This window comes from Brucella pseudintermedia, from assembly GCF_008932435.1.
Classification (GTDB): domain Bacteria; phylum Pseudomonadota; class Alphaproteobacteria; order Rhizobiales; family Rhizobiaceae; genus Brucella; species Brucella pseudintermedia.
Genome location: NZ_WBWE01000016.1, coordinates 18,572 through 43,068 on the forward strand (window position 1 = coordinate 18,572; position 24,497 = coordinate 43,068).

Here is a 24,497-nt window from a genome sequence, read left to right on the forward strand (position 1 = left end):
TGGGACTTTTTGATGCCCCCGGGGTCGATCAACCGACCGGCCATCCATCGGGACCAAACCGAACGACGTCTTGGCCGAGCTCTTCGCGCTGTTTGATGCGGTCATGGCATGGTGCGCAGAGGCTTTGGAGGTTGTCTGGGTCAAAGAACAGCGCCTCATCGCCTTTATGTGGCCTGACATGGTCACACACCGTTGCTGGCGTGACGCCCTCCTGCTGCAAGCAATAGGCGCACAAAGGATGCGCGGTCAGTTGTCGCTCACGTAAGCGTTGCCACCGGGATGTCTTGTAGAGCTTGCGGTAAGCACTGGCTTCTGTGCTGCGCTGATCACGTCTGGCCATGCTTACCTTCGAACTGGTGCCCTAGCGAGGGATCGAACCCCGGACCATCCGCTTACAAGGCGGCTGCTCTCCCATCTGAGCTACACGGGCGATTGGTTGCGGGCATCGGGATCGAACCGATCATATCCGGCTTATGAGACCGGCGAGCACACCAGCGCTCTCGCCCGCTGAAATTGAATGGAACAATTAATCGATGACGCCCGTTCTCTCCTCGTAATCGAAAAGGAGAATGAAATGGCACAGACCACCGAAGGCATGCTTTCCGAACAAATCGACGCACTGCGCAAGGAAATCAGCAGCCTATCGTCCCGATTGTCAGATCATCTCGGGAATCTATCCGGCGCAACCGACGACGCCCTCGCGTCCACGAAGGACGCGGTGAATGTGCTCGCCGAAGGGGCACGTGAACATGGCCAGCGTGCTGTGCAATACGCACGACAAAATCCCGGAACCGCATCGGCGTGGGCATCCGTCGGTCTGGTGGCCTTGGTTGCATTCATGCTCATGAAGGGCCGCGGCAGTCGTTACCGGTAGATTCCGTTGAGCCAGCCAGTTGAAACAGACTATCGCGGGCCTGGCCGCCAGTCGGTATCGATCCTTCCTTCCTCAGCTTTATGGAAATACTGGGAGCAGACCAACCAACCTTTAATTGGTCTCAACAACAGAACACATGCAATCACGATGATCGGCAGGGTCGTGATTGCATGAACCCAGATCGGTGGATCAAAAACTGATTGCAACCAGATACCGAATAGCAGCGCAGGCACCGCGGCGATCGACATCGAAAAGAATGCGGGGCCGTCAGCGGGATCGGCGAACGAATAGTCCAGACCGCAAACCTCGCACTGCTTGGCTAGTGTTAGATAGCCCTTGAACAGGTGTCCTTGTTGGCACCTCGGGCATAGTCCTCGGACACCGGTACGAAACGGACTGTTCGTTGCGGAATACGTCATGTCTGGCTCCTCCAACTATCAATTAGGAGGACCCAACAATCAATCAAGCCAATCGTGCCGGCGGGGAGCAGCACCTGAAACGCCGGCTACTCAACCCGCCGAACCAGCAGCCGGAGGAGAAACGGCGCTGGATTGAATGCAGCAAACGAACGGCCCTGCAGTGGCCTTTTCAGCATCCGGGTGTCCATGGTTATCCCGACCACGATGTGACGGTCGCCGTCCCTGCGCATAATGCAGGCGGGTCGCGTTCATCCGTATAATGATGCTGCGATTGCTGTTGAAATGGCAAGGAACGGCCACGAACGAACCGCAACCTTCTCAGCTCTGCTGCCTTGCCGATAGTTACGCCCGGTTCAGCGGTTGCACCCAACTGCAACATGACCGAGCGTCCGTCGCCTCGCGCACGGAACAGTGCGGGGCAACCGCACAGCGGTTGAACCCCTTCACTATACTCCGCACGAGATCGCGGAATTTAAACACTAAGCAGCATATTTTTTGATTGCGGCTGCCAAGTTATTGTTTGCGGCCAGTAACGCACGCCTTCCTCCGCCGTTGTAAGTGGCGTATTTTGGACTCTGGCCAGCAGCCACGCCAACATCGGTAAATGTCTTGGCCTCCATCGCAGCATCCAGAACGTCGCGATCACTATCCTTCAATTCTTGAAGCGCTTCAAACCAAAGGTCGCGATCGATCATTGCCGAGAGCGTGTCTTCCCAAGCCTCATCTCCACCACCCGCACACGTTGTCTTGCGCATGCCGAGAAAACTGTCAGCCACTTTAGGCGAGCCACACGGTAACCCTTTTGGATATCGTGTGAACGTAACCTTCTCCATGTCGGTATTTGCGTAGGCCTCCGCGAGGACGCGTGCAGATTCTTCAGTGCTGTAATCCGTACCATTTCGGCGCTTGCCGGATGGAATATATCGATGCGGCAGTGTTCCAAGCATATCTTCAAAATAGTGATTGCTCGCCTTGGTATCCTTCGGGTCTGATCCGCCGCCCGACGCTCGGTCGGGTTTATCTTTCATGCCGAGCATTGCGCCAGCTGGCATTCGTATGTCTGCCTGAATAACTTCGCCGTCAATGCCAAGTACATAGCCGACTTCTGTCTGGTTGCCATCGCTGAACCGCAGATTGCCTATGCGGACGATCTGTCCATTCCCGTTCTTCCCGATATCGCCGGTCGCAACGTTTTGCATGATGGCTTGCACGGACGGCGTTTGCCGCCAGTCCCGCTCATAACGCATGTCGACAACTTCCTCCGGGTCATTGTCATTCGCGCCAGGCGCAACAGACCAATTGGTCTGCAATGGTTCTCGCTGACCTTCTGGCCGGTTGCGATACGTCATAAGTGCCTTTAGCTGCTCTGCGAGCGATCCATGTCTCGAGTTCTTCATGCTGCTTTCCCCTTCTCTTGTGCAAGCCACCCCAGAACCGCCGTAACGGCCTGCTCAGCGGCTTCTGTCGTTGTGGTGGCCCGAATGACCAGAACCGTGTAGCCCAGCCGCTGTAGGGCAGCGTGGCGGTCTTTCTGGGCCGGCGACAGTCTTCCCTGCCCGACCTTGTTCTCGATCATCAGCAACCGGCCGTATTCGCCATAGATGCGAAGGTCTGGCTCGCCGCTAGTCATCCCCGTCGCAATTGCCTGAGCCTGTGCTCTTGGCCCACGCTTGCTAGCGTTCATGTCTCCCGCCAGCAGGAACTGGCGCTGGTACTGTGGCAGGCGGCGCAGGCTGGCTACTTGTGCCGCCTGTAATTCCCATTCGAGCGGCAAGGCGGGCTTGGTCGTCACCTTGCCAGGCTTGGTGGTGATCTTGACGCGGGCGCCGTTGATGCGGACGGTTTGTGTTTTGGTGGCGGTCATGGTCGTAGATGAAGGCGCGCGCGTGCGGTTGCGTGGCATGTGAGCTCCTCGTGTTTATTGCGGTGTGCCGTTGGTAGCGGCAAGATGAGTGTGGAATGCCTCGATAAATGTCGTGTTAATGGCCGACGCAGCGCGGCAAATATTTTGGGCCATCCTTGAATCAGGTTGTATTCTGGAATTGGTAAAAATCAGGAAAAGTGCGCACTTCTCAAAACTCGAGAACTGCGCGCCGCGCGCTTTGTGCGTAAGTTTCTATATAAGAACACTTACGCACCAAAAGCAGCGTGCATTTGCGAACTTCTTTTAGGTCTTTTCGAGAAGTGCGCACAAAGAAGTACGCAGTATCAGAAGTTGTATTCCTATTGTGACAGCCGGTTGTATTGAGAGCGAAATACGATACGGTTCGGCCCACATTCGGGGGCAATTACAAATGTGAGGCAGGCCATCGACTCGGCGAGATTTTATCCATTTTGTGATCAAACAAAAAACCGCCCGGCCAAGACCGAGCGGTTCAAGCGACTGGAGATATTCTCGTTATTAGAACTTGTAGTTCAGCCCAACCCGCACAGTGTGAAAATTCACCTTGCTTTCCAGATTGTAGTTGAACAGATCCGCATCCGTATAGTTGATTAGGGTACGTTTACCGAGGTCGGTGTAAAGATACTCAGACTTCAGCGTCCAGTTGTTGTTGATCGCGTATTCAGCACCGGCACCGATCGTCCAACCTGCCTTGGTCTTCGAAGTGGATTCACCAACGCTGTCCACACCGTTTGACAGGCTGTAGCCCGACTTGACCTTGCCGTAAGCCAGACCACCCGTACCGTAAACGAGCAAGCGCTCGGTAGCAGCATAGCCCAGACGAGCACGCACGGTACCGAACCATTCAATCTTGGTTTCGGCGTTCGCGCTAAGTCCGTCGGCATGGGCGGAGACATCACCCTTTACAGTTGAGCCTTGGAAGTCAGCTTCTGCGCCTACAACAAACCGGTTGTCGAATTGCCAGTTGTAGCCAACCTGCACACCGCCAACAAATCCGCTTGCGTTGAAGTTGACCGAACCAGAGACAAGCGTTTCATCAAACAGTTCGTCATAAACAGAGAACGGATGCTTGAATTTGCCGCCGGCATAACCAGCATTGATACCAATATAGCCACCAGTCCACGAAAATGTGTCCACTGCGACCGGTGCCGGCTCTGCTACGATTGCGTCGGCAGCTTTCGCCCCCGAAACAAAGGAAACAGCAATGGTGGATGCAAGAAGAATGGATTTCAAACGCATATTACCCCCTTAGATGGACGAGAAAGATCAAAACTTTCAAGGAGATCTAAATACCCATTTCCCCAACAATGTCTGTAGCCAAAGTGCAACACGCACAGGGAATATCAACCAATGGTTTAGTTAATATCTCAACAGGATAGGGCGATCATGGATCAGAAACCCCGCTCGATGGCGGGGCGTATTGAACACCGTGCGAGCGCGCCGTAAGTTTTTCGCGTGCTTAGCCAAACCAGAAGGAAAGACTTGGCAAGCTGATCAGCTGGGGCTGAAAATCCAGCAGACGGGTTTCTCCCGCCCTCCCGGCACTAACATCAGCTTTCTCTAATAAGTAATGCGTTCCCCTTCTCATTAACCATCGCCTCCAATTCCAGATGCATGATTTATAATTTACGGTATTTCTTACATTATTATCACTTTAAAGTAACGGAGGGCATAATGTTTAAATATATCGCCATAGCGTTAACAGCCATGTTCTTCTCGGGCTCTGCTTTAGCATCCTCTGAGTGCGAGAATGCGCAAGATCAGGCCACAATGAACAAGTGCGCCAACGACGACTTCGCGAAAGCAGATAAGCAGCTTAACGCGCATTACAGAGAGATCGAGAAGCGCCTTGCTGACGACGACGACGCCAAGAAGCTTCTGATCACCTCACAGCGCGCCTGGGTCAAATTCCGCGACGCTGAGTGCAATTTCTCTGCATCGGGGACCGCTGGCGGTAGCGTACATCCGATGACAGTAGCTATATGTCGTGAAAAGCTGACAACGGAAAGAAACAAGCAATTCTCTGAATATCTGAACTGCGAAGAAGGTGATCTTTCTTGCCCGGTTCCCTCCGGGGGGTAAAAGTGGCTCAAATCTGATGCTATTGTCCATTGAAAACACGATAACAAGAAAAGCGGAGCCTAAGCCCCGCTTTCCTTTACCTTGCGCTGCGTTACCGGCGCTGATCTGCGTACCTAAACCGCCCTCACAAACGATGTCGTTTTCCGCTGCACCGGATCGCGCTCCTCGACTTTTGCGAGAAACCCTTCCTTGAACAGCGCCTTGGTAATAAGGCCCGCACGCTTCTTCTGCACCTCGTCGTCGACATCCAGCCCCAGCGCATAAGCGACCGCGTGACCAACCCAGTCTTTGGCCTGCGGCGCCTGCTTATACATGCCGCCGTTCACGGCACCACGGATTGCGTCTTTCTGCTCGTCCGATAGCCCTTCGGCAACTTCCTCGCTGGACGGCCAATGCCATTCGGTCACGACGGGCGCATGGTCCTGCGGCTGGGTCAGGCCGCGCCCGTTACCCAACGCCACGCTTTCGATGTGCCGCCAGTCCAACCGGTGTGAGAGCGGCGTAAGGTTCGACTTGCCGTATGTGATCGAGAAGTAGCCGAACCGATCCATGCCGGGAATGCCTGCCTCGTTAGCTTGCGCTTCTGACATGCGGTTAAGCACGCGCACCGAACGCGCTGCGCCGATCAGAGCCACAGCACCACGAGCATCTTCGACGGTAGCCTCGCGATCGCTGACCTTGCGTAGGTGGTGCACGATGTCGATGGAGCAGTTCGTGTAATCCGCGATCTGCGCCCAGAGCTTCGCGACCTTGTCGATTGCGCCGTTGTCGTTTTCATTGACCTGGTGCGTCGACACAAATGGATCGACGATCATCACGTCAATGCCATTGGCAAGGATGGTTTCGGCAACAGCCTCGACGATCGGCTCTTGGATTTTGACTCCCTTCTTGTCGTCGATAGCAACGACCAGTTCCTGCTCTCGGCCGCTGTCGAGGAACAGGTGTCCATCAATATCTTCAGGCTTGAGATTGAAGTGGATGCACGCCGCCATGATGCGCCGCTCCAACTCGTCGCGCGGATCTTCGACGTTAAACAGCCAGACCTTAAGGCGGCGCGGGGGCTTAACACCGTTCAACGCTTTGCCTGACGCCATGGCCAGCGCTTCCACGATACTGTTGGCAGTCTTGCCAAGCCCGCCGGGCGCAACAGTAACCGAGACGTACTTGCGGATGAAATGCCGACCGAAAGCGAACTCGCGGCGCGGCAGCGTCGACGGGTCTTTCCACTGGAACGGCGTAGCTGCGAGGATGGGTTGTTCGGTGACCTCTTCTTCGATGGGCGGTAACTTCTCTGGATCAATCTGGACGGTCGTCACCAGTTCTTCTGGGTTGACCTCTCCGCCCTCCACCTTCGCCCGCGCATTGTCGAGCATGCGTGTAATGTCCACGAGCTTGGTATTGTCGTTGACGGCTTCTGGTGCCTGACGCGGATGCATCTTGCCAGCCTTCAGCCCATTGTCGATCGTTTTGCAGCAACGGGGGAAGTCCCTGCCCCAGCCGCGCGCCACGTCTTGTAGCAAGGCCCGCGCTTCGGATTCCGCCAAGGCCCCAGCGCCAACGAAGGTCCCCAGTCGGAACGCTGCGTCGTTCAGGCGGTTGTTGCGGTTACCCATCGGTTCCATGGCGAGGTCGTCGAGCTCAGACTGTACCGCGCGCTCGACGTACCGGTCGTTGATCGTGCCCGAGACCGACGGTGCCTGGTACATGGTCGTGCTGTCGTATGACCGTGGCAGGACAAGCTCCAGCAGCCAGTCCGGCGCATCGACGGGATCCATATCGACCAGCCAGCGGTAAGGCTGGCCAACAGCAGGCACGCTGCCAGCCGCTATGACATAGCCGCCGTCGCCACGAACATCGATGCCAGCGCCCAGAGCACCACGATTGCGAACGCCAGCCTTGTGCCTGAAGAAGTAATGACGGCCTCCGCTCGTAGTTTCAGCGGTGAGCGTGGCCGGCAATGCACCGTGCTCAGCCTCCAAGGCGGTGAGCGTATCCGGCCCGCCGTGCTTCGGATCAATATCCAGCACCCACGCGCCGATAGGCGCTCCTGTCGGCACGCCGACCATTGCACCTGGATTGCGGCGCCAGAGTTCACGCACAATTCGCTCATTCAGCGTCGCGCCACGGAACCCGTTTGAGGTCAGCGGAGTTTTGGTAGCGAGGATTTCGATAAGACCATCCTCGTCTACGAACTCCTCATCGGCGGCACGGCACGGAAATACAGGCCAGTTACGCGCTGTGTAGGACAGCGCGACGTCGAGCATGGGGTCGGTATTGAGTTCCTGCGAAATTTGCATAAAGTCTCCCTGAGAAATAGGGGGGATGTATGTTTCTTGACGGATCGCTTCAGCCATTGTCGCATAAGGCTGAGCTTTCACTGGCTTTTTTGAGAAGCAAGCTTATCCAGCACTTCAGCGATATTGATGGTGCATTGGTTGAGCAGCGGATTTTGGTGCATGACAAACCAATCCCACCGCTACCAAGAAGCCAGAAAGCTATTTACTCATTCCACTTACGGGATAGCTTGATTACATTGAAAGTGGGCCAAGCAAGTCAAAGGAACCAGTCGCGTTATAGCTATCACCATTATCACTTAATCCCATCTGTACCTAGTACTCTCGCTAGGAGTATTTGCGCTGCGTCACCACTCGACGGCGCGCCAATCACCCCTGAGAATGTTAAAGATTGGATCTGGACTAACACTGTACGCATTGACTTTTTACTTCCTGACACAACACCCCAAAGAGTAATGAATATCCTCGAAGCGGCACTCATCGGGGAATGGGCACCGCTTTATGAGGGTAAGAAAGGTTCGTAACCGTCACGCCACGCAACTGCTATTTGCATAGTTGTCGTTGGCGGGCACTATCTCGGTTTCTAGGTACGCTTCGATGAACGCTTGCGCTGCGGGCGCAACGATTGCATTGCCGTAACCGCGCAGTCGTCCCACTCGGGCGGCAGCCCCATGAGCCAGCGGGAATGTGATGGGTTCAACAGGCCGCCACTTTCCATCCCGGCAAAAGAGCCAGTCAGCATCTCGCCAGAAGCCGCTAGTCGGGCTGGACCGTCCGACAATGCTGCTGCGTGGTTCAGCGTGATGTTCGGAGTTGTGAAATCCGGAGATGGATGGCGCAGAGCATCCGTCGTCGTTGTTGTCGGCCACCCCGCCAAATTCGCTTGCCTCGGCAACTGGTCGAACCGATCCTTGCCCGTGTCCGAACGTGGACGAATGTCCGCCCCGCTGTCCTTCCAGTCCCGTGAAGCGGGCGTCACCCACGATGCCAAAGCCGCATCCGATGTCAGCGCGCCACCCGCTTGGTTCGGCCCGCTGTTCGTCCCGTCGCTCGCGCGTGGTGTGTTCCACCCTTTTTCCAACCCAGTAGAGCCGTTGTCGGATATGCGGCGCGCCGAAGCCCGCAGCGCAGGTATCGACCGCCCCGCTGGCGTAGCCCGATCCTTCCAGGTCAGCTTGTACAAGGTCGAGCCAGCCAAGTCCGTCCTTGCTCGCAACCTGCTCGCCAAAAACGACTGGAGGGCGGCAGTTTTCAATAAGCCAGTGGAAGTGCGGCCATAGGTGCCGCTCGTCAGTAAACCCTGCTCCTTTGCCTGCCGCGCTGAAAGGCTGACATGGGCAGGAACCGGTCCAGACCGGCCGGTCGTCTGGCCATCCTGCTCGGCGGAGTGCGTAGGACCAGACGCCGATCCCGGCGAAGAAGTGGCATTGTGTGTATCCGATAAGGTCGGAAGGTCGAATATCGACAATTGAACGTTCATCAACATCTCCCGGTGCGATGTGGCCAGCCCCGATTAGCTCGCGCAACCAAGCGGCCGCTTTCGGGTCAAATTCGTTGTAATAGGCTGTCATGGCGACCTCAGAATGGAGCTTCACTTAGAGCCGACCGCATCCCCCGCCCGCAACCTTCCCACGCGGCTTTCACCAGCATGCGTGCTTCGAGCTCGTCCATTTCCTTAAGGTCGGTTTTCTGTATGGACTGCAAGTACTCCCCGACCGCCTCGACGCCGGTATCAAGCGCTTTTAACTCGTAAGGGTCGAGCCTCTTGCGGTGCCGGATATGCTCGGCAATGTCGGCGCATTCCTTGCATAGCCATCGGATCGGCTCGCGGTCTGCTTGCACGCCGAGGCCTACGGCGCGGCGGGCGCAGACGTGGCAGATGTCGGTCATGATGCCACCCTCCCCAGCAAATCCTGATTGTCGTTTGCGGCCACATACTTGCCCGCCTCATTCCCCCAAGCCGACCAACCCGGCCACGCTTGGCGCGCGAATAGTTCAAGATACGGGCCATCGACAAGCCGCTCGATGCGCTCATATTGCTCATCAGGCTTGCGACTATGCTCGCGGCGGGGTGCCTTGATCAGCGAACGCACGCCGTTGCTAAGACGACGCGGCTTGCCACGTTTGAACAGATGGCAGATTTCAACTTCCTGTCGGGTCCAATAGCCCATTCCCATGCGCCCCTTGTCCCAGACAAAAGCCACGCTGACAGGACGGAATCCCCACGATGCAGCAACGTCGAAAGCTTCACGCTGCAGGTGTGAAACGGTCCACATGAACAGCAAACAGTCGCGGGCGCATACCTGTTCAACAGGTAGCGCCTGGATATCATCTAGCGACATCACGCTGTAAGGCTGGCGACCTCTAGCCGGCGCGACATTCTTTTTGCTGTAGGTTCTAAATGCCCATGGCGGGTCCGCAAGGACGCAGCCGAAAGGCCCGCTCGGTAGCGGTTCATTCATCCTCATCTCCTCGTGTTTCGTGGTGGTAACCCGCCAGTTGGTGGCTGGCGGGGTGTTGGTTATAGGCCGGGTGCGTAGTTCACGCCGCCCTCACCGTAAGCGTGGGCTGGCCTTCGCGCAGGACGGCTCCCTTGACGATCTTCCCAGCATCCAGCGCCTCTTTGATAAGTGTCTTGTCAGGCGATTTCACAACCTTCAAAAAACGCGCAGGCACAGCGGATTCGTCCACTATCTCAACCCCGGCGCGCCCTTTACCGACCGACACAGTCGCTTCCGGCAGGCTAACTTTGTTCAGGTCAGCGGCCTTCAACAGGCGCAGCAACAAGGCCCGCATGGCGTCCTTGCGTCTGGTGTATCGATCTTTGCGCGCGGCCAATTCCTTGGCGCGTTCGCCGATGGCCAGTACCATGCTGTTTGCATCGCGCTCGATGGCCACGATCTTACCGAGCACGCGGTATGCGTCCGTCTCGCCTTCGATTGTGTCGGCGCGTAGTTCTTCGTCTTCTGCCAGTTCGGGGTATGCCGCAACCAAGTCCGCAAATTCCCGTTCCAGCACTGTGACGTCATAGGCCAGATAGTTCTGTACTTTCGTGTTGTCGGCGTTGTTCTGCATTGTTGCTCCTCGTGTTTCGGTGGTTGGTTTTGGTAGGTCGTCAAAGCAGCGGTAGGTAAGTTAACACGCCTCGCGGCGCATCCCGTTAACACTACAGGTACATCGCGTCGTTTATTTCATCGTCCGTCAGGACACTGTGCCCCGGCTCATTATCGTTGCTCGCCTCTGGCACGTTGTCATTTGCAGCTCCCGCAATGGCATCGACCACTTCCCAGTATTTGCCGTTCGGCTTGACCACGATCTCGGCGGTCGGCAGCAATTCATTCTGACGCTCCATGAATTCGAGCACAGTTTTCGGGAATGGCGCCTGTCCGCCGTGCTTTCGCCACCACCTGTCCGATTTCGACTTAAAGAAACCGGTGTGCGCGGGGCCTAGCCATTCGTTGATTGGCGACATGCCAACCCAGTAAGACACCTTCACGCTGTCCTGCTTACCGCCCTTGCCTTCATGGTATGCGAAGGTGCGGCGCTCCACCTGGCGGGTGCTGGCGTTGTCCTTCGACAACATCGGCACGTCTTCGGCCTGCGCAGATATCTTCGGCGTTTCATCGACCGGGAATTCATATCCGCAGTCGGGACAGGTATGTAGCGAGGCGTGAATAAGCGAGCCGCAGCCGACTAGACCACGATCGTCAGGCTCTTGCGGGCATTGCTTCACCGGCGCCTCCCCGTCGCCCCTCTTCATCCCCGGAGGCGTGACCGCATCAATCGGACCGTGCTTGCGGACGACGCCTGCAAAGTCGAGAAACAGGCAGTTCTCCTTGCCGGGGTAGAGGCGCAGACCACGACCAGCCATCTGGACATAAAGGCCCGCTGATAAGGTTGGGCGACAGAACGCGACCAGATCGATGATCGGCAGGTTCGTGCCGGTTGTAAGTACCGAGTTATTCGTCAAGGCGCGGATCTTGCCAGCCTTAAAATCAGCCAGAATGCGATCCCGCTCACCGGTCGGGGTGTCGCCAGTCACAGTCTCACAACTAAAGCCCCGACTACGAATTTCGTCTCGCATATGCCGGGCATGTTCGACGCCACTGCAAAAGCACAGCCAAGCCTTGCGCTCCGCACCAGACGCAGTGCCATACGTGACGATCTCATCGACCACGGAAGCCGTGATATCGTCTTTATCGATAGCCGCCTGCAGAGCGTTCTGCTTGTAGTCGCCGCCCTGCTTGCCAACGCCGGACAGGTCGAAGGCAGTCGCCATGCCCTTTGAGATAGGACGGCAGAGATAGCCTTCCTCGATCATCTCGCCAATCGGCTTTTCAAAGCAGATGTCGTCAAAAAGCGCGCCGTCACCTTCCGTCAAAAGCCCCTCGCCCAAACGATAAGGCGTGGCCGTGAGGCCGACCAGCTTCAGGTCTGGATTGATGGCGCGCAGGCCTTCGATCAGCTTGCCATACTGCGTTTCGGAGTTGCGCGGCATCAGGTGGGCTTCATCGACCAGAACGACGTCAATATGTCCGATCTGATCCGCTTTGTTTGCGATGGTCTGCACGCCGCCGAAAACGATCTGCGCCTTCGCGTCACGCCGGCCTACCCCTGCCGAAAAGATACCAGCAGGCGCGAAAGGCCAGATGTTCAGCAGCTCCTGATAGTTCGAGAGAATGAGTTCGCGTACATGCGTCACGACAAGCACGCGCATGTCGGGCCAGCCTTCAATCAATTCCTTGCAGATCGTACCCAGCACGAGGCTCTTGCCGCCGCCCGTAGGAAGCACGATAAGAGGAGAGCCGGGTTGTTCGCGCCAGTAGTCATACAGGCCGTCAACTGAGGCGCGTTGATAATCGCGTAAGGTTAGCATTTGGGGGCGTTACCTTGTCTGATAATGAAAAACTCGAGAAAGAAAACGAGCAGTTTTCTTCGGCTATTTTGTATGTTGCGACGGCTGTGTACGTCGGTGTGTGCGCTATGGTCTTTGGCGCGCTCTATGCCAAGCTGCCTTCATTTGGCGACGCATTTTTAGAGATGATGAAGGATTACGGGACGATCATCACTGGCATACCTGTTCTTGTTGCAGTCGTTGTTGCAAAACAGCAGCTCGATGCTAATCGGAAGCAACATGTCGCGACCATCAAACGTTCACTCAAGACGGAGTTGGATGCATTAGACATTTTATCGGATTTTGCTCAAGCAGTTCTCCAAACCTCCGTTGCATCTGCTTCGATTGTTGCGGCTCTTGCTTCACAAAAAGGGATTTACATTTCTCGACCATCGAAAAAATACATTGATTCCCTCGATGGAGTGCTATCCGACAGCGTAACTTCCTACGCCGCCATCATTTGGTCCCGCGTTGGAAACGCCATGGACGCGTCAACTAAAGGCGAAAAATTCGAAATCATTGAAGACCACCTTAGGGACGCCCAACTAGCGTCAGCGACACTATTAAACATCATAGGATTAGAGCGTCTCCGGCTATCCAAGTACTGGTCCTAACCACTCGCCTCTCATCTCACCCCATCCACCCAAATCTCACCCGTCGCCAAGCGATAAGTAACGGTCTCAGCAACCTCGTCCGCATCGATCTGCTCGCCGTTTATCAGCCCCGGCAGATAGAGGTGCGCAGGGCAGCCGTCGCGCTGCTCGTCGATCGACAATGGCTTGTTCCAGCGCGCGCATGACATGTGGCAGTCACCGCCATGCTGTGGCTGAACATGAAGGCAGGTGCGACAGTTGACGCGCGGCTGCACGCCTTCGTGGCAGACGCCTCGGTGCTTGCAGAACATGCAGCCGAAGAACTCCGGGTCTTCACTGATACGGCTGGGCGGCTCGTCCGAAAACACGATGCGTTCGCAGCGCGCCAGCAGCCGCAAGCAGAACTCGACATCGTATTCGATCCGCTCGGCATAAAGCGTGTCGGTGTTCTTGCACGACGCCAGATACAGACAGCGCGTCAGTCCGAAATCGTGCATTCCAAGCTGGCACTGGGCATAGTGCAAGGGCTTGGCTTTCTGGCAGCCGTGCTTCTGTAGTTCCTTGATGCCCTTCTCGTTGCTCGACTTGAATTCCAGCAGGTGTTCAGTCTTCGGCGCTTCTGGAACACCGATTGCTTTGCCGTCGCACTTCCCGCGCACAAAACCCGAGACCAGCCTGATTTTGTCCTGCTGGCCATAGACGTCGACACCGATGCGTTCGAGGTCGGCTACCAAGCGGTCTTCCTCGATATTGCCGGTGGCGAACAGCCGAAGTTGGCGGCCCGAATGAACCTCGTGCGCCGAGGCCCATCGGAAGCCGTACCAAAGCGCGCGGTCGCATTCGGTGCCCGCCTCACCCACGCTGATGCCCCACGAGTCCCAGGACTTAGCCTGGGCCTCGTAAGCAGCGTAGATGGCGCGGACGGTGCTGGATTCGGCTTTTGGGAGGGCGGCCATTATGTTGCGCTCCATTCCTGCAAATGCTCCACCCACTGTTGCGCCGCTTCCTGCGTGCTAAACGCACCAGATACGATACGTGAACGCATTCCTTCCGAAGTCGGATATGTCTCGATGACGCGATATGGCCGTGCGGTGTCCGGCGATACCTGCTTCATGACCATGAAGATGCTGTTCATGCTGGGTAGTCCTCCACGGTATGGCCGAGGTGCTCCAGAATGTGCCGGTACACGTCATCTTCTTGGTAAGACACACCATCGTAACAGTGGGCGCTTGGCTGCAAATCCAGTACAAGCAGCCCATCGATATAGACGCGCGCGCCTTCAGCCCAGGACGGGCCGCAGGTTTCGCAATCGTGAGTGTCGCCAAGCCACTCGATGCTGATTTTCACGTAATCACCTCCAACTCGCGCAACAGACATTTGACGAACGGCATCAGGTTGGACGCCTCGTGGATTTCGACTTCGTATTCGCCATCTTCTGAAAACGCGATTTCGGTCACACCTTCATGGCGCAGCGCATATTCAATGGCGTTGAAGATTGCGGTTTCGGGGATTGTCGCTGCCATGCTTAGACCCTCATCGGCATAAGCACGCCCGTCCACTCGCCCTCGCCCTTGACGACGGCAGGCGAGCCTGCATCGCCGAGAGCAAAGCGCACGTTTGCTTCATCCAACGCGCCAAGCATGTCGTTGACGTACCGGGCGTTAAAGCCGATTTCCAAAGGCTCGCCCTCGAATTCAATCGAAACTTCATCGCTAGCCTTGTCAGCCAGCATCAGTCGCAGCACATCGCCGACTGCGAATTTCACGGCTCGCGATTTGTCATCCGCAACCGCGGCGACACGCTCGACCGCCTTCATGAGTGCCTGCCGATCAACGGTAAGCACGTTGCTATTGCCGGTTGGAATGACGCGCACGTAGTCGGGGAACGTGCCGTCAATCAGCTTGCTCGTGATCACCGTCGAGCCAGAGGTGACGCGCACCTTGTTCTGGGACAGTTCGACCGTAACCGCACTTTTCGGCAGCAGGCCTACCAGCTTTCGCGGCAGGATCACGCCGTAGTTCAAGCCGCCGGCAGGGCCGACATTGCGCATCAGCCGGTGCCCGTCGGTTGCGACAGCAACCAAGCGGCCGTCAACGGCATGCAGATAAACGCCAGCCAGATAATAACGTGTCTCGTCCGTCGAAATGCAGTGCACACACGGCGCGACAAGCGTAGCCAGATCAAGCTCAAGCGTCGTGTCAAACTTACCGGCGCTGAAGGACGGAAAGTCTTCAGCGGGCAAAACGTCGAGTTTATACCGGCTGCGACCCGACGCGACCGTAAGGCGGCCTCCATCTAAGGCAAGGGTAATGTCGCCAGTCGCGCGCTTTGCGATATCCGCAAGCATCTTGCCGGGAACGGTTACGCTGCCCGGTTGGCAGTCGAGCACCGGTAAACTGGTCGTAATCTCCACGTCCAGATCGGTACCGGTCAGGCGCAGCTTGCCGTCCTCGACTGCCAAGAGCACGTTGGCAAGAATAGGAATCGTGTTGCGGCTTTCGATGGCACGGTTGACAGTTGCCAAGGCGTGCGCGAGCTGTGAGCGGTCAATGCTGACTCTCATCAAAGTCTCCTCGTGTTCGGTGGTAGAAGGCGCGGCTGGCAACCGCGCCTGTTGTTTAGCTTAGCCCCAAGGCCGCTTCTTGCCTGCCGCAGCAGCCGCCGGTGCCGGCTTATTGCTGTTCGCTGCAGCCGGTCGGTTGTCATTCGCTGGACGGGCCTGCGCTACCGGCTGGTTGGCGTCGATCGAAGGCTGGGGAACGTTGCCTTCATCGGGGAAGTAGTATTTTTTGATCTCCGCGCGCGCCGGGTATTGGCCGTCCTTGGAAGGCTTTCCGAGACCAATCTTTGCCGTAAACGCCTTGAAGTGCAGTTCTTCGGAATCCTCGACTTCCGAGACGCCGATCGCTCGGCAAAGGCTCGCGAACTGACGCTGGCCGATCTCTTGCGCCTGCGCGTTCTTGTGTTCCAGATTGTAGAAATTGAAGACCTTGCGGCCCTTGTATTCCTCGGGGCGAAGAACCGTCATTGTTGTCTTGAGGCCGGTACCGTTTGCGCCTTCCTTGACCTCCGACGCCTCGATTTCCAGCTCATAGTCGCCGTTCGGCAGTTCCTCGTAGTCGCGCTGCTCTGTATCGTGAGCAGTCGCATCAAATCTGCTGGCTAGTTTTGCCATTTGTCATTTCCTCGTGTTGTTGGGGTGTGGTGACGGCGAGATTTAAGCCTTCGCCCGATGAATAGCCGGGCGGAAGAATCCACCGATGAAACCAAGCGAAGCGCCGATCTGCCACATCGCAAGGTCCGCCGCGTTGATGCCAACGGCGGCAAGGAACGCATGGATCGTTTCTGCGAAAAACAGGCCCACGACCCAGCCGACGAACGCGCCACCGAGAACACCCAAGAGCGGTGCGAAAAAAAGGATGGCCGCAATTGCTACAAGGCCAGCTAGAGCTTTTTCCATTAGGCCGCCTCCCTCTGGCCATTGTCATTGGCAAGAGACCAGTACCGCGCCAAGTCATCGAAACCCTGTCCTTTTTTGTAGGAAACGGTATCCGGCATGCTGAACCGGTTCTTCGCAACGAACCCCGCACCTTCGTTCAGGTGTATCTGTCGCTCTTTGCCACCTTCGGCATGAGCGACCTTCGTTTGACGGGCGACCTCTTTTTCTTTGATCGAAACGCGGTAGTTCAAGAACGCAACGATATCGACTTTTTCGCGAACCAGTGCGTTTGCTCTTTTATGTAGTTTGACCGAATATCTCGAATATGGATCCGTGATAGGGCTGTCAAAGCGGACAATCTCCGGGTGCGCGAGCATCACCACATATATTCCAGCCCTCGCCAGAGCCGAGACTGCGCTCATCAGCTCATTCCATTCGGTGTCGGCCTCAACATACCCGCGGCCGAATCCAGGTTCTTCAATACTCGCCACGCCCAAGCGCGCGCATGTCGCACGCCAAACAAGCGGTTCCAGCCCATCGAGGCTGTCGATAATCACGGTGCGCCGGTCGTGCTCTTCGGTCAGCAGTTCGCCGATGACGTTCAGCAGATCGTCGAAGGATTCAATCGTGCCAGGGGTTGCCATTTCGATGTCAGACGGCGGGCGCTCGCCTTCGGTTGCCAGATAGATCGGGTCCGGGAATTCTGCCGCGAGCGACGTCTTTCCGATGCCGTCGACGCCGTAGAGAAGGATCACGGGCGGATCGTTTCTCTTCGTCGACTTGAGGCTTGAAAGAGATAGAGCCATAGGTCTCCTCGTGTTCAGTAGGTGTGGTGGGTAACAGCGATTGCGGCGATGACAGCCGCAAGTATGAGCCAGCCGACAAGCCATGCTGGCGGGCTTGTGAGGGCGGTCATTTATAGGCCGCCTCGTGGGCGTAGCTCACCGCGGCCAACGCAATGAAATACGTGGCGACGTCCAGTCGGCTGTAGAATAGAGCTATGCAAGCAGCGACCTGCAGGAACAGGCCCCAAATTCTCATGAACATGTCATCCTCCCCACAGATAAAGCAGCCCGTAGAACGGCAGCAGCAGGTTCCAGAACAGGAAGGCCGCAATTGTCGTGGCGATTGCCAGCGCGAACGCTGCAAGCGCCAAGGACTGCCCGATGCGTCCGACACCGGGCTTGCGCCCGGGATCGATGAACGGCATGTCAGCCGTGGCTTTTGTGGCGAAGGAAATCATGCCAACACCCATGCGTAAAAGCCGACGGTCAGAGCGAGCGCAGCTACAACTGCCAAGCCCCATAGAAAGCGGTCACCAAGTCCGAGCGTGGTTTCCGGCTCATATAAGGTGTCGCCGTCCGCGTAGTCTTTGGGCGCATAGTTGCGCGTGTGGCTGTACGTGGTGGAGGTCATGCGGCCTCCTTAATTTCGTTGATATGCGCAACGACGGGTTGCTTCTTGCCGGTATCAACCCAGACGTAATCGCCGTATCGGGCCAACTCGAAACCATAGCCTTGGTTGATTTTAACAAGCCGTCCTTTTGCTAAGTGCAGTTGTGAAGGGCCAGCCTTGGACACGTCGATAAAAACGCTTCCCTCCTGTTGCTCCGCAACCGGCTGGTTGTCATTGCTGGATGGCTCGTCGACCCATTCGGCGATGAGGTCTTCCCCCTTCGCTTCACCGTGACCAATGCCGTCCACTGTCCAGTAACGTCCATCTCCGGCGCGCTCGCGAAACTGGTCCGATGTCCACCCATCCATAGGCCCAACCTTCCGTCCATCGCGGGTACGATAGAATTTGCCGGTCTCGATGGTGAGGGGTGATGACAACCGCTTAAGCTCGTCCGTCTTGAACGATAGGCTGCCACCATAGTTATCTAACTGGACTTCCCACTCGCCGCGTCGTCCGTTATTTCCGCCGATAATCTTGCCGGTCGTGTTGTTGTTGGAAAGAATATAAGGGTGGTCGCCGCCGACCTTCACCCGATCCCCAACCTTGAAGGCAGGTTTGCCGGTTGCGTCAGCAACGGGCAGGAGTTCGAATTCATCATCAGGACGTAGGCGACTATTGCCGTAGTTATCGACGAACATAATAAAATCGCCGTCTACTGCGGTGATCGTAAAGATATCACCAGTCTTAAACCCACCAAATGGACAGTCTCGATGCGATCGTACCTCGTCGCCTTTTTTCAATCTCATATTTTCTCTCCTTTTTGCTTTATGCAGGCAGCGAATCCCCTCTGGGCTTCGTAGCGTGATTGGCCGCCCGGTTTGCCGTGGGCTGCTTAAGCGGCTCCCCTCGTCTTGGTGTTTTTCGTAAGCTTCACCTTCTTGGTGAAATCGACCGGGATGACGTTGTCCTCTTCAGGCTTGTCAGCCTCGAAGCCGCCGTCGTCCTGCTCAAAGTCTGGCTCGACTTCGAAGCGCGAGACCTCAAGCTGCACAAGGCCGGTGCCGGGGATCATGAATCGCACGGTCAGCCAGCGAAAGCTGTCGCGCTCCTCGATGATGATGCCCTTCCATTTCCACAGCTTGTGGACGACGATTTCGCCGGGCAAATCCCAGCATTCACCGCAATCACAGGTCATGCGGCACCTCTTTTCGGTGCGCGGTGGTAAGTGACAGGCGCGCTGGAAACGTAACGGCCGTCAATAAGGCGAGCCGAAGCACGTGCTTCTGCTTTTTGCGCAGCTGTCCGGTAAGGCTTGCGGTTTGTCATGTCCCGCTCGCCCGTTCGTGTATATTTCGTTTTCAAGATTGCCTCCTCGTCGGGAGGTTAATCGTCGGCCCCGTCATCCTCGCGGTCGGCCCGCCTCGTAAGGCTAGTGGACTGTGCCTGTATATGGACCGTCCAGAATGGTTATGCGGGGCAGCGAGACATAGATGTCCATGCAACCTCCCGAATAACCGCCATTATATGTTGTGCGGCGCACAACGGTCTTCTCTGTTGGCTCTGGCGGCGGTAGCGTGGGCGATCTTTCCGAAAGCAGCGACCAGGCGTGGCCTCTGGTAATGCCCATCAATTCCGCAATCTTCCCGAACGACGCGCCATTTTTACGGTGCGCGGCGGCAGTTGCCTGCAGTTCGTGCCTTGATGAATGCTGCATGTCTCCTCGTGTGTGGTTGGTGACTGTTGACAAGTGCCGTGTCTAACGGCATCTGTCTGGTCGCGCGGGGTGGTACCTGCGAAGGAAATCGCGGCGTAGAAGCGGCTTCGGCCCTCCTCGTGTTAACCGCGACGTACGGGCAGGCTGGGGTAACGGGTGGTGCCGACCCATAACAGCCTGCTTTTAATTGGCCGTCTTATACTGCGACCAGATAATCGCGGCGAATTCCTGCCGATCAGTTTCGTCTAGCGCGGCCCATGCATCCCAGAACGCTTGACGCTTTCTGTCTTTGTTTGATGCCACTGCTTTTGCGGCGCCCTCGGCAATAATCTCAAGTGCCTTATCGGCGGTTATTGGCTTGGGCTCCGGCGCTGGGCGTGCGCTGACCTTTTCGCCCCGCTCTGCTCGGCTGATAAGGTTTTCGCGTTCGTCGTCAGGCAGGCCAATTAGCGCGTCCATTTCGACGCCCTTGTCTAGGCTAGTGCCAACGATGCGTTGAATGTCATGGCCGAGTTTTTCGGCGCGAGATATCTTGAGATTGACGTCGCGCTTTACCGATTCCGGATTGCGTCCAGCCCCCACAACCGCGGCGACCTCGGCTGCAAATTCCTTTTGACGGTGTCCGCGCCCATCTTCGCGCTTGCTTTCAATCGGGAGAATTTCTCCCGATTGAATACGACCAGACCTTATATCCTCCCAAACCACCTTACGCCGCGCGATATGTGCCGCTTCCTCGGCAGGCGACAGTTCCGAGCGGGCCAGGTTCTCGTCGATCTCCATGAGCTCGGCATGAAGATCGTCAACGTCATGAACGACGCATTCTACATATTCCTCGCCGTTCATTTTGAGTGCCGCTAAGCGGTGGCGGCCATAAATCAAAACTGCCACCCCATCGCACAACTCTCCATCGTCCATGACGATTTCGTCACGGATACAGACCGCCGGCGGGTTCATTAGTCCGACTTCGGCAATGCTCTTCGCAATCTCTGCAACTTTAGCTCCATCAGCATTACGATGGCGATTGCCGATAAATATGTCGTCAATGAATAACCGCCGACGTTCCATGGTCAGATCACCTCAGGCAAAGATGCAGGGGAAGTAGCAACCGCGAGCGACCGCCCAGCGCGCCAGATCAGAAAGTGGTGCACAATCCCACGCGCCCATTGCTGGCGTGTCCACTTGACTGTCTTTTCGCGCAAAGCCTCGCGAAGAGTGTAAATCGGGTTACGACGCTTGAGCATTTCACCAGTGCGGAATGCGGTGAAGAAATGGCGAATATCGTCTTCGTTCGCACCCAAGGAAAGAAGGTGGAGCGCGGCGACACCAGGTGCAGCAGCCCCAAGTCCCCTCTGGGGATTTCCAATAAGGGAATTGGCAAGAACGATATGCTCTTGGTTCTCGAAATAATAGTCCTGCGCCTCTGCAGGCGTAGCAGCGCGGCCGTTGTACATCTCGAACGCAAGGTTGGAGATAGCGGACATATGCACAGCGTTGGGAATGCTTGCGATATTCAACCGATCAACGCCGGTGCGCTTGCGACCGATATTAACGGTGCGCATGGATTCCTTGGTGACGCCGTACGAGACGACCGATTCAATTGGCTGGCCAGTCAGCAAGACGCCGAAAGTGCGATGCTGTCCATCGTTCACTGTGCCGTCCTGACAGACAACGATTGACTCGCCGTTCAAATCAAAGCGATGGGTTGCGATATCTCGCATAATAGCGGCAAGGTTGCCGGCATTAACGCGGCGGTTGCCGATGTTGTGCATGAGTAGGATCTGTGCTCGTTCTGGCGAAATGATATGCACATTGGCGCGAGCATCGCCATCGCGAACAAGGCGCTGATGCCATTCCGATGCCTTGGTGAATTCTGGCGATTTGCCATAGATGAAGAAACCAGTTACCTGCCCCACGTTGATCAGGCGAGCAGCAAGGCGGGCAGCGTCTTCAAACTTTCCTTCACGTACCAGGCGGAACACCTTGTCGTGTTCAGTTTCTTCGTGACCGGGAGCGCGGACAGCGACACTGGCCTTCGGCGCATCTTCCAAAATACGCGGCTTCGCAATGGCGGCCGGCTTATTAAACAGCGCTTCGGCACGAGCGCGCTCTGGCGTGTATCTCTTGCTTCGGGTCGTCACCGGGATTTCCCGGCCTCTGGCTTGTACTATTTGCATGTCATTCTCCTCATAGTTGTGTTTCAATTTTTGGCATGCTTATGTGTAGACGTCGGTGGGGAGCAAATAGCCACTCTGCAGCTTCGGCTGTTCTCATGTAGGGCAAGCGGCGCATCACTGCGTTCGCTGAGAGGGGACTTTAACCGTCAGAGCGTGGAGGTATTGGCTTATGCTGAAACCTAAGTTGATCGCAGTTCGTGCTTACGTGCGTCTGCGATTTGGCCGACTTGAGCATGTGTGTGCTCATTGGCGGTCATGGCCGGGACAACTGGCCTTCGATTTCTAGGCTGGCGTTACAAACCAGCTCAATCCCCACCGACGCCCGCTGATAAGCATGCGTCGCGCGCCACTAGCCATCTCAGGCTAGCAGCGTCCCTATTGCCCTACGGTGGCATATACTCGACGTTGGCGAAATTCTGTCTTTCGTAAGTGCTCATCGTAATCTCCTCGTGTTTCCTGGTCGGTCAGTCTTGGGTTGGTACTATCTGTCCGGTCGCGGAAGCTCCGGCTTCTCCTTGTGCAACTCATTCTCCTTTTCTGGGTCCGCTCTTCTTTGGGGCGGTTGATGATTGGAATATGCGATAAACAAATAAACAAGTCAACAAAAATTATTTGATAATCGCAAATGATTTTTTGAGCGGATTATGCGAAAAGGCCATATGAAGAAAATTGACTGGTCAGACTGGATGGAAAAGGCGCGAAAATTCGCGCATATGACGCAGGTGGAGCTGGCCGATAAAATCGGTCTGAGCCAAGATAAGATCAGCAATGTTAAGCGCGGCACTCGCAAGCTATCCAGCGATGAATCGACGCTTATATCTCAGGTGACGGGGTACCCGCTGCCCGGAGAAAACGCGTCATTGAACGTGCTCGGTTATGTGGGCGCCGGAGCTGCAGTTCATCCCATAGACGACGGCGACCCTTTATATTCATTGAATATCGAATACCCACTCCCCCCAGGTACGGTTGGAGCCATTGTCCGCGGCGATAGTATGTTCCCCATCTTCGAGGATGGGGATCTGGTCGCCTACTCTGGCGAAACCGTATTACCGGAAGACGCGCTTGGGGAGACCTGCATCGTGCAGGTTTCAGACGGGCGGCTATTGATCAAAACAATTCGCCGAGGGTCAGAAGATGGCCTCTATACCCTTACCAGCTACAATGCTCCGGATATCGTTGATGTGCCGGTAGATTGGGCGCGAATGTTCTACAGCCGTATTTCTCGACGAGTTTGGCGTAAGTTCGCGCGATAATCCTTGCCCTTATGGATGCAACTTGCCAATCTGGCGCCGTTACAACCATAAGGGGTTATAGGAATGGGGAATTTTCCTGATCTGCCGCCACTGGATAGAATACCGGCAATTATCGGTGTGCATCGGCTGTTATTGCAACACCTTTACGCTAATGCGATCCATCGCGGACTACTGAATCAATCAGACATTGATAAAATAATTGGGTCCATTAAAGACGACGCGATTCGGCAGCTTGCCGAGGGGTTCTTTGATCCATTTAAAAAAGTCGACAAGTGACTCATTCATCTCGTCGATATTGAGAGGATAAGCATCCGGCCCGCGAAAGTGGGCCGTTTTTTTATTGTCAATTCTCTGCATGTCATTTCTCTTTCTATAGCGCCCGCACCATTGCGTGGCATGATGCTATTATGCGGTATTCAAAACTGGCCGCAACAATTTTTATTTGATTTTCGCATTTTTAACGCTTGACGCCTTTATTCGATTATCGCATATTCTTCCTCACAAGCAGCACGAAGAAGCGACCGACGCCGATCTGCTGACCACCAACCAAAAACACGAGGAGCAACCCATTATGAGTCAGAGAAGAAGCTCGAAGCCTCGCCTGAATGAAATCATCGGCGGCGGATTCTTTGTATTCCGCCGCGGCAAGAAGACTGGCCGGGTTGGTGTCTTCACCACCATGCCGTACGAGCACGGCTCGTTTGAGCAAGCCTTAGCCGAGGCGACACGCTTGGCTGCCCTGTGCCCCGGCGAGACCTTCGAAGTCTTCCAGACGAGCGGCGCCGTAGCTTGCTGCACGCCGGTAGTGCTGGCGGAGGCTGCTTAAAATGGAGCGGAACCCCACCACCGAGCTCGAAGCCGCGCCTCTCCCACGCGGACAGAAAAACATAGTCGACGCGCTGGCAGCGATTTATCCGCGCCGTATTTACATCAACGACCTCGTCGACAACGTCTATGCTTTCGATCCGAACGGCGGGCCGGACAACGCGCACAATACAGTGCGAGTGCAAATCAGCCATCTTCGCAAGCGCCTGCCTTCCTATGGCTGGACGATCCCGATGAACCATCGGGGCGCGGGCAATCACGGGTATTATTGCCTTGAACCCATCGCAAACGACAACGTAGTGGCGGCGGAGCGGGCCGCAACAAACCGGAGGGCAGCAGCATGAACCGCGCGCTCCTGGAAATGCTCGCCGACGATGAGTTCGAAACGGAAACCGACGCACCGAAGGCCGGCAATGTCGAGCCTATGCGCCGCCCTGACTACAAGGCTAGGAAACATGGCCGCCCACAGCCGTGGCTACGCTATGCGGCACGAGAAGCGGTCGAGATGACCGTCGTTGTAGCCTTTTGCGTTGCTGTATGCGGCGTTGGATTGGGGCTTGTAGCATGAGGCGCGAAAGATAGCGACGGGGCGCTTAAGCCCCCGAACCTCAAAGAATGACAGCCTTGCGCGTTTTTGC

Annotated in this window: 34 protein-coding genes and 1 tRNA gene; 8 read left to right on the forward strand and 27 right to left on the reverse strand. The window is 56.1% G+C overall.

Going from position 1 to position 24,497, the window contains the following annotated elements; genetic code table 11:
- Positions 1 to 28: 28 nt before the first annotated feature.
- Positions 29 to 340 carry an HNH endonuclease gene (locus F9K78_RS19120; RefSeq protein ID WP_151682568.1) on the reverse strand — a complete coding sequence of 104 codons (312 nt, stop codon included), beginning with the start codon at positions 338 to 340 and terminating at the stop codon, positions 29 to 31.
- A 93-nt stretch (positions 341 to 433) separates the two neighbouring features.
- Positions 434 to 509, reverse strand: a tRNA-Met gene (locus F9K78_RS19125).
- A gap of 65 nt (positions 510 to 574) precedes the next feature.
- Between F9K78_RS19125 and F9K78_RS19130 the strand changes: the two genes are divergently transcribed.
- Positions 575 to 874, forward strand: coding sequence for a hypothetical protein (locus F9K78_RS19130; RefSeq protein ID WP_235925479.1), 300 nt, complete (start codon positions 575 to 577; stop codon positions 872 to 874).
- A 29-nt stretch (positions 875 to 903) separates the two neighbouring features.
- Here F9K78_RS19130 and F9K78_RS19135 read toward each other — a convergent pair whose 3' ends face one another.
- The 4 genes from F9K78_RS19135 to F9K78_RS19150 form a co-directional block, all read right to left on the reverse strand.
- Positions 904 to 1,293: a DUF983 domain-containing protein gene (locus F9K78_RS19135; RefSeq protein ID WP_063882858.1), complete on the reverse strand. Its 390-nt coding sequence runs from the start codon at positions 1,291 to 1,293 to the stop codon at positions 904 to 906.
- A 479-nt stretch (positions 1,294 to 1,772) separates the two neighbouring features.
- A complete protein-coding gene (locus tag F9K78_RS19140) occupies positions 1,773 to 2,690 on the reverse strand; it encodes a hypothetical protein (protein WP_122066494.1) in 918 nt (305 codons plus the stop codon).
- Complete coding sequence (locus F9K78_RS19145) at positions 2,687 to 3,196, reverse strand: VRR-NUC domain-containing protein (protein WP_151682570.1); 510 nt, start codon at positions 3,194 to 3,196, stop codon at positions 2,687 to 2,689. Before F9K78_RS19145 ends, F9K78_RS19140 begins: the two co-directional genes overlap by 4 nt.
- Positions 3,197 to 3,694: 498 nt before the next feature.
- Positions 3,695 to 4,429: an outer membrane protein gene (locus tag F9K78_RS19150; protein ID WP_122066545.1), complete on the reverse strand. Its 735-nt coding sequence runs from the start codon at positions 4,427 to 4,429 to the stop codon at positions 3,695 to 3,697.
- A 441-nt stretch (positions 4,430 to 4,870) separates the two neighbouring features.
- On the opposite strand from F9K78_RS19150, the gene F9K78_RS19155 reads away from it, so the two are divergent.
- Positions 4,871 to 5,278: a lysozyme inhibitor LprI family protein gene (locus F9K78_RS19155; protein ID WP_151682571.1), complete on the forward strand. Its 408-nt coding sequence runs from the start codon at positions 4,871 to 4,873 to the stop codon at positions 5,276 to 5,278.
- 113 nt (positions 5,279 to 5,391) lie between these two features.
- Here the strand turns inward: F9K78_RS19155 and F9K78_RS19160 are convergent, their stop codons facing one another.
- Positions 5,392 to 7,542 (reverse strand): bifunctional DNA primase/polymerase, encoded by a 2,151-nt coding sequence (locus F9K78_RS19160; protein WP_151682600.1) that lies wholly within the window; start codon positions 7,540 to 7,542, stop codon positions 5,392 to 5,394.
- Positions 7,543 to 7,604: 62 nt separating this feature from the next.
- Between F9K78_RS19160 and F9K78_RS19165 the strand changes: the two genes are divergently transcribed.
- Entirely contained in the window at positions 7,605 to 8,096 is a 492-nt protein-coding gene (locus tag F9K78_RS19165) for a hypothetical protein (RefSeq protein ID WP_151682572.1), read from the forward strand.
- 3 nt (positions 8,097 to 8,099) lie between these two features.
- Here F9K78_RS19165 and F9K78_RS19170 read toward each other — a convergent pair whose 3' ends face one another.
- The 5 genes from F9K78_RS19170 to F9K78_RS19190 all read right to left on the reverse strand — a co-directional run bounded on the left by F9K78_RS19170 (position 8,100) and on the right by F9K78_RS19190 (position 12,448).
- Positions 8,100 to 9,143, reverse strand: coding sequence for a DNA cytosine methyltransferase (locus F9K78_RS19170; protein ID WP_151682573.1), 1,044 nt, complete (start codon positions 9,141 to 9,143; stop codon positions 8,100 to 8,102).
- Between the two features lie 7 nt (positions 9,144 to 9,150).
- Entirely contained in the window at positions 9,151 to 9,462 is a 312-nt protein-coding gene (locus F9K78_RS19175) for a DUF6511 domain-containing protein (RefSeq protein WP_151682574.1), read from the reverse strand.
- Positions 9,459 to 10,034 carry an MT-A70 family methyltransferase gene (locus F9K78_RS19180; RefSeq protein WP_151682575.1) on the reverse strand — a complete coding sequence of 192 codons (576 nt, stop codon included), beginning with the start codon at positions 10,032 to 10,034 and terminating at the stop codon, positions 9,459 to 9,461. The genes F9K78_RS19175 and F9K78_RS19180 overlap by 4 nt, the downstream gene beginning before the upstream one ends.
- 79 nt (positions 10,035 to 10,113) lie before the next feature.
- Positions 10,114 to 10,647 carry a siphovirus Gp157 family protein gene (locus F9K78_RS19185; protein ID WP_151682576.1) on the reverse strand — a complete coding sequence of 178 codons (534 nt, stop codon included), beginning with the start codon at positions 10,645 to 10,647 and terminating at the stop codon, positions 10,114 to 10,116.
- Positions 10,648 to 10,738: 91 nt separating this feature from the next.
- Positions 10,739 to 12,448 carry a DEAD/DEAH box helicase gene (locus tag F9K78_RS19190; RefSeq protein WP_151682577.1) on the reverse strand — a complete coding sequence of 570 codons (1,710 nt, stop codon included), beginning with the start codon at positions 12,446 to 12,448 and terminating at the stop codon, positions 10,739 to 10,741.
- Between the two features lie 14 nt (positions 12,449 to 12,462).
- Between F9K78_RS19190 and F9K78_RS19195 the strand changes: the two genes are divergently transcribed.
- Positions 12,463 to 13,080, forward strand: a complete 618-nt coding sequence (locus F9K78_RS19195) for a hypothetical protein (protein WP_151682578.1) — start codon at positions 12,463 to 12,465, stop codon at positions 13,078 to 13,080.
- A gap of 11 nt (positions 13,081 to 13,091) precedes the next feature.
- Here F9K78_RS19195 and F9K78_RS19200 read toward each other — a convergent pair whose 3' ends face one another.
- From F9K78_RS19200 to F9K78_RS19265, 14 genes are all read right to left on the reverse strand, one after another.
- Entirely contained in the window at positions 13,092 to 14,015 is a 924-nt protein-coding gene (locus F9K78_RS19200) for a PDDEXK family nuclease (RefSeq protein ID WP_151682579.1), read from the reverse strand.
- On the reverse strand, positions 14,015 to 14,194 hold the full coding sequence (locus F9K78_RS19205) for a hypothetical protein (RefSeq protein WP_151682580.1): 180 nt from the start codon (positions 14,192 to 14,194) through the stop codon (positions 14,015 to 14,017). The genes F9K78_RS19200 and F9K78_RS19205 overlap by 1 nt, the downstream gene beginning before the upstream one ends.
- The gene (locus F9K78_RS19210; protein ID WP_100648939.1) at positions 14,191 to 14,406 is read right to left on the reverse strand and encodes a hypothetical protein; all 216 of its coding nucleotides are present in this window, start codon (positions 14,404 to 14,406) and stop codon (positions 14,191 to 14,193) included. The genes F9K78_RS19205 and F9K78_RS19210 overlap by 4 nt, the downstream gene beginning before the upstream one ends.
- On the reverse strand, positions 14,403 to 14,582 hold the full coding sequence (locus tag F9K78_RS19215; RefSeq protein WP_021587367.1) for a hypothetical protein: 180 nt from the start codon (positions 14,580 to 14,582) through the stop codon (positions 14,403 to 14,405). Before F9K78_RS19215 ends, F9K78_RS19210 begins: the two co-directional genes overlap by 4 nt.
- Before the next feature lie 2 nt (positions 14,583 to 14,584).
- On the reverse strand, positions 14,585 to 15,622 hold the full coding sequence (dnaN, locus tag F9K78_RS19220) for a DNA polymerase III subunit beta (protein WP_151682581.1): 1,038 nt from the start codon (positions 15,620 to 15,622) through the stop codon (positions 14,585 to 14,587).
- 60 nt (positions 15,623 to 15,682) lie between these two features.
- Complete coding sequence (locus tag F9K78_RS19225) at positions 15,683 to 16,234, reverse strand: DUF669 domain-containing protein (protein WP_021587369.1); 552 nt, start codon at positions 16,232 to 16,234, stop codon at positions 15,683 to 15,685.
- A 42-nt stretch (positions 16,235 to 16,276) separates the two neighbouring features.
- The gene (locus F9K78_RS19230) at positions 16,277 to 16,519 is read right to left on the reverse strand and encodes a hypothetical protein (protein WP_151682582.1); all 243 of its coding nucleotides are present in this window, start codon (positions 16,517 to 16,519) and stop codon (positions 16,277 to 16,279) included.
- A complete protein-coding gene (locus F9K78_RS19235) occupies positions 16,519 to 17,304 on the reverse strand; it encodes an ATP-binding protein (RefSeq protein WP_122066510.1) in 786 nt (261 codons plus the stop codon). Before F9K78_RS19235 ends, F9K78_RS19230 begins: the two co-directional genes overlap by 1 nt.
- Before the next feature lie 242 nt (positions 17,305 to 17,546).
- Positions 17,547 to 17,753 (reverse strand): hypothetical protein, encoded by a 207-nt coding sequence (locus F9K78_RS19240; protein WP_122066511.1) that lies wholly within the window; start codon positions 17,751 to 17,753, stop codon positions 17,547 to 17,549.
- Positions 17,738 to 17,914, reverse strand: coding sequence for a hypothetical protein (locus F9K78_RS21965; RefSeq protein WP_157808254.1), 177 nt, complete (start codon positions 17,912 to 17,914; stop codon positions 17,738 to 17,740). Before F9K78_RS21965 ends, F9K78_RS19240 begins: the two co-directional genes overlap by 16 nt.
- Complete coding sequence (locus F9K78_RS19245; protein ID WP_151682583.1) at positions 17,911 to 18,699, reverse strand: hypothetical protein; 789 nt, start codon at positions 18,697 to 18,699, stop codon at positions 17,911 to 17,913. Before F9K78_RS19245 ends, F9K78_RS21965 begins: the two co-directional genes overlap by 4 nt.
- Before the next feature lie 86 nt (positions 18,700 to 18,785).
- Positions 18,786 to 19,088: a hypothetical protein gene (locus tag F9K78_RS19250; RefSeq protein WP_151682584.1), complete on the reverse strand. Its 303-nt coding sequence runs from the start codon at positions 19,086 to 19,088 to the stop codon at positions 18,786 to 18,788.
- Between the two features lie 702 nt (positions 19,089 to 19,790).
- Positions 19,791 to 20,672: a ParB/RepB/Spo0J family partition protein gene (locus tag F9K78_RS19260; protein WP_151682586.1), complete on the reverse strand. Its 882-nt coding sequence runs from the start codon at positions 20,670 to 20,672 to the stop codon at positions 19,791 to 19,793.
- A 2-nt stretch (positions 20,673 to 20,674) separates the two neighbouring features.
- Positions 20,675 to 21,781: a hypothetical protein gene (locus F9K78_RS19265; protein WP_151682587.1), complete on the reverse strand. Its 1,107-nt coding sequence runs from the start codon at positions 21,779 to 21,781 to the stop codon at positions 20,675 to 20,677.
- 659 nt (positions 21,782 to 22,440) lie between these two features.
- Between F9K78_RS19265 and F9K78_RS19270 the strand changes: the two genes are divergently transcribed.
- Positions 22,441 to 23,034, forward strand: a complete 594-nt coding sequence (locus F9K78_RS19270) for a LexA family transcriptional regulator (protein ID WP_167518134.1) — start codon at positions 22,441 to 22,443, stop codon at positions 23,032 to 23,034.
- Positions 23,035 to 23,214: 180 nt separating this feature from the next.
- Here the strand turns inward: F9K78_RS19270 and F9K78_RS21970 are convergent, their stop codons facing one another.
- Positions 23,215 to 23,391, reverse strand: a complete 177-nt coding sequence (locus tag F9K78_RS21970) for a hypothetical protein (RefSeq protein WP_167518135.1) — start codon at positions 23,389 to 23,391, stop codon at positions 23,215 to 23,217.
- Between the two features lie 85 nt (positions 23,392 to 23,476).
- On the opposite strand from F9K78_RS21970, the gene F9K78_RS19275 reads away from it, so the two are divergent.
- Genes F9K78_RS19275 through F9K78_RS19285 form a run of 3 tightly spaced genes read left to right on the forward strand, consistent with a single transcriptional unit; the run spans position 23,477 to position 24,427 of the window.
- On the forward strand, positions 23,477 to 23,860 hold the full coding sequence (locus F9K78_RS19275) for a hypothetical protein (protein WP_235925481.1): 384 nt from the start codon (positions 23,477 to 23,479) through the stop codon (positions 23,858 to 23,860).
- A 1-nt stretch (position 23,861) separates the two neighbouring features.
- On the forward strand, positions 23,862 to 24,203 hold the full coding sequence (locus F9K78_RS19280; protein ID WP_151682589.1) for a helix-turn-helix domain-containing protein: 342 nt from the start codon (positions 23,862 to 23,864) through the stop codon (positions 24,201 to 24,203).
- Positions 24,200 to 24,427 (forward strand): hypothetical protein, encoded by a 228-nt coding sequence (locus F9K78_RS19285; RefSeq protein WP_151682590.1) that lies wholly within the window; start codon positions 24,200 to 24,202, stop codon positions 24,425 to 24,427. Before F9K78_RS19280 ends, F9K78_RS19285 begins: the two co-directional genes overlap by 4 nt.
- Positions 24,428 to 24,497: the final 70 nt, after the last annotated feature.

Bases quoted from the DNA above. Each gene is read 5' to 3' on its own strand.
- F9K78_RS19140 (WP_122066494.1), bottom strand. From the start codon at position 2,690: ATGAAGAACTCGAGACATGGATCGCTCGCAGAGCAGCTAAAGGCACTT.
- F9K78_RS19280 (WP_151682589.1), top strand. From the start codon at position 23,862: ATGGAGCGGAACCCCACCACCGAGCTCGAAGCCGCGCCTCTCCCACGC.
- F9K78_RS19160 (WP_151682600.1), bottom strand. From the start codon at position 7,542: ATGCTCGACGTCGCGCTGTCCTACACAGCGCGTAACTGGCCTGTATTT.
- F9K78_RS19200 (WP_151682579.1), bottom strand. From the start codon at position 14,015: ATGGCCGCCCTCCCAAAAGCCGAATCCAGCACCGTCCGCGCCATCTAC.
- F9K78_RS21970 (WP_167518135.1), bottom strand. From the start codon at position 23,391: ATGCAGAGAATTGACAATAAAAAAACGGCCCACTTTCGCGGGCCGGAT.
- F9K78_RS19215 (WP_021587367.1), bottom strand. From the start codon at position 14,582: ATGGCAGCGACAATCCCCGAAACCGCAATCTTCAACGCCATTGAATAT.
- F9K78_RS19260 (WP_151682586.1), bottom strand. From the start codon at position 20,672: ATGGAACGTCGGCGGTTATTCATTGACGACATATTTATCGGCAATCGC.
- F9K78_RS19270 (WP_167518134.1), top strand. From the start codon at position 22,441: ATGAAGAAAATTGACTGGTCAGACTGGATGGAAAAGGCGCGAAAATTC.
- F9K78_RS19120 (WP_151682568.1), bottom strand. From the start codon at position 340: ATGGCCAGACGTGATCAGCGCAGCACAGAAGCCAGTGCTTACCGCAAG.
- F9K78_RS19245 (WP_151682583.1), bottom strand. From the start codon at position 18,699: ATGAGATTGAAAAAAGGCGACGAGGTACGATCGCATCGAGACTGTCCA.
- F9K78_RS19185 (WP_151682576.1), bottom strand. From the start codon at position 10,647: ATGCAGAACAACGCCGACAACACGAAAGTACAGAACTATCTGGCCTAT.
- F9K78_RS19170 (WP_151682573.1), bottom strand. From the start codon at position 9,143: ATGACAGCCTATTACAACGAATTTGACCCGAAAGCGGCCGCTTGGTTG.
- F9K78_RS19205 (WP_151682580.1), bottom strand. From the start codon at position 14,194: ATGAACAGCATCTTCATGGTCATGAAGCAGGTATCGCCGGACACCGCA.
- F9K78_RS19190 (WP_151682577.1), bottom strand. From the start codon at position 12,448: ATGCTAACCTTACGCGATTATCAACGCGCCTCAGTTGACGGCCTGTAT.
- F9K78_RS19145 (WP_151682570.1), bottom strand. From the start codon at position 3,196: ATGCCACGCAACCGCACGCGCGCGCCTTCATCTACGACCATGACCGCC.
- F9K78_RS19135 (WP_063882858.1), bottom strand. From the start codon at position 1,293: ATGACGTATTCCGCAACGAACAGTCCGTTTCGTACCGGTGTCCGAGGA.
- F9K78_RS19130 (WP_235925479.1), top strand. From the start codon at position 575: ATGGCACAGACCACCGAAGGCATGCTTTCCGAACAAATCGACGCACTG.
- F9K78_RS19175 (WP_151682574.1), bottom strand. From the start codon at position 9,462: ATGACCGACATCTGCCACGTCTGCGCCCGCCGCGCCGTAGGCCTCGGC.
- F9K78_RS19265 (WP_151682587.1), bottom strand. From the start codon at position 21,781: ATGCAAATAGTACAAGCCAGAGGCCGGGAAATCCCGGTGACGACCCGA.
- dnaN (WP_151682581.1), bottom strand. From the start codon at position 15,622: ATGAGAGTCAGCATTGACCGCTCACAGCTCGCGCACGCCTTGGCAACT.
- F9K78_RS19250 (WP_151682584.1), bottom strand. From the start codon at position 19,088: ATGACCTGTGATTGCGGTGAATGCTGGGATTTGCCCGGCGAAATCGTC.
- F9K78_RS19230 (WP_151682582.1), bottom strand. From the start codon at position 16,519: ATGGAAAAAGCTCTAGCTGGCCTTGTAGCAATTGCGGCCATCCTTTTT.
- F9K78_RS19165 (WP_151682572.1), top strand. From the start codon at position 7,605: ATGTTTCTTGACGGATCGCTTCAGCCATTGTCGCATAAGGCTGAGCTT.
- F9K78_RS19235 (WP_122066510.1), bottom strand. From the start codon at position 17,304: ATGGCTCTATCTCTTTCAAGCCTCAAGTCGACGAAGAGAAACGATCCG.
- F9K78_RS19225 (WP_021587369.1), bottom strand. From the start codon at position 16,234: ATGGCAAAACTAGCCAGCAGATTTGATGCGACTGCTCACGATACAGAG.
- F9K78_RS19285 (WP_151682590.1), top strand. From the start codon at position 24,200: ATGAACCGCGCGCTCCTGGAAATGCTCGCCGACGATGAGTTCGAAACG.
- F9K78_RS21965 (WP_157808254.1), bottom strand. From the start codon at position 17,914: ATGACCTCCACCACGTACAGCCACACGCGCAACTATGCGCCCAAAGAC.
- F9K78_RS19240 (WP_122066511.1), bottom strand. From the start codon at position 17,753: ATGGGTGTTGGCATGATTTCCTTCGCCACAAAAGCCACGGCTGACATG.
- F9K78_RS19180 (WP_151682575.1), bottom strand. From the start codon at position 10,034: ATGAATGAACCGCTACCGAGCGGGCCTTTCGGCTGCGTCCTTGCGGAC.
- F9K78_RS19155 (WP_151682571.1), top strand. From the start codon at position 4,871: ATGTTTAAATATATCGCCATAGCGTTAACAGCCATGTTCTTCTCGGGC.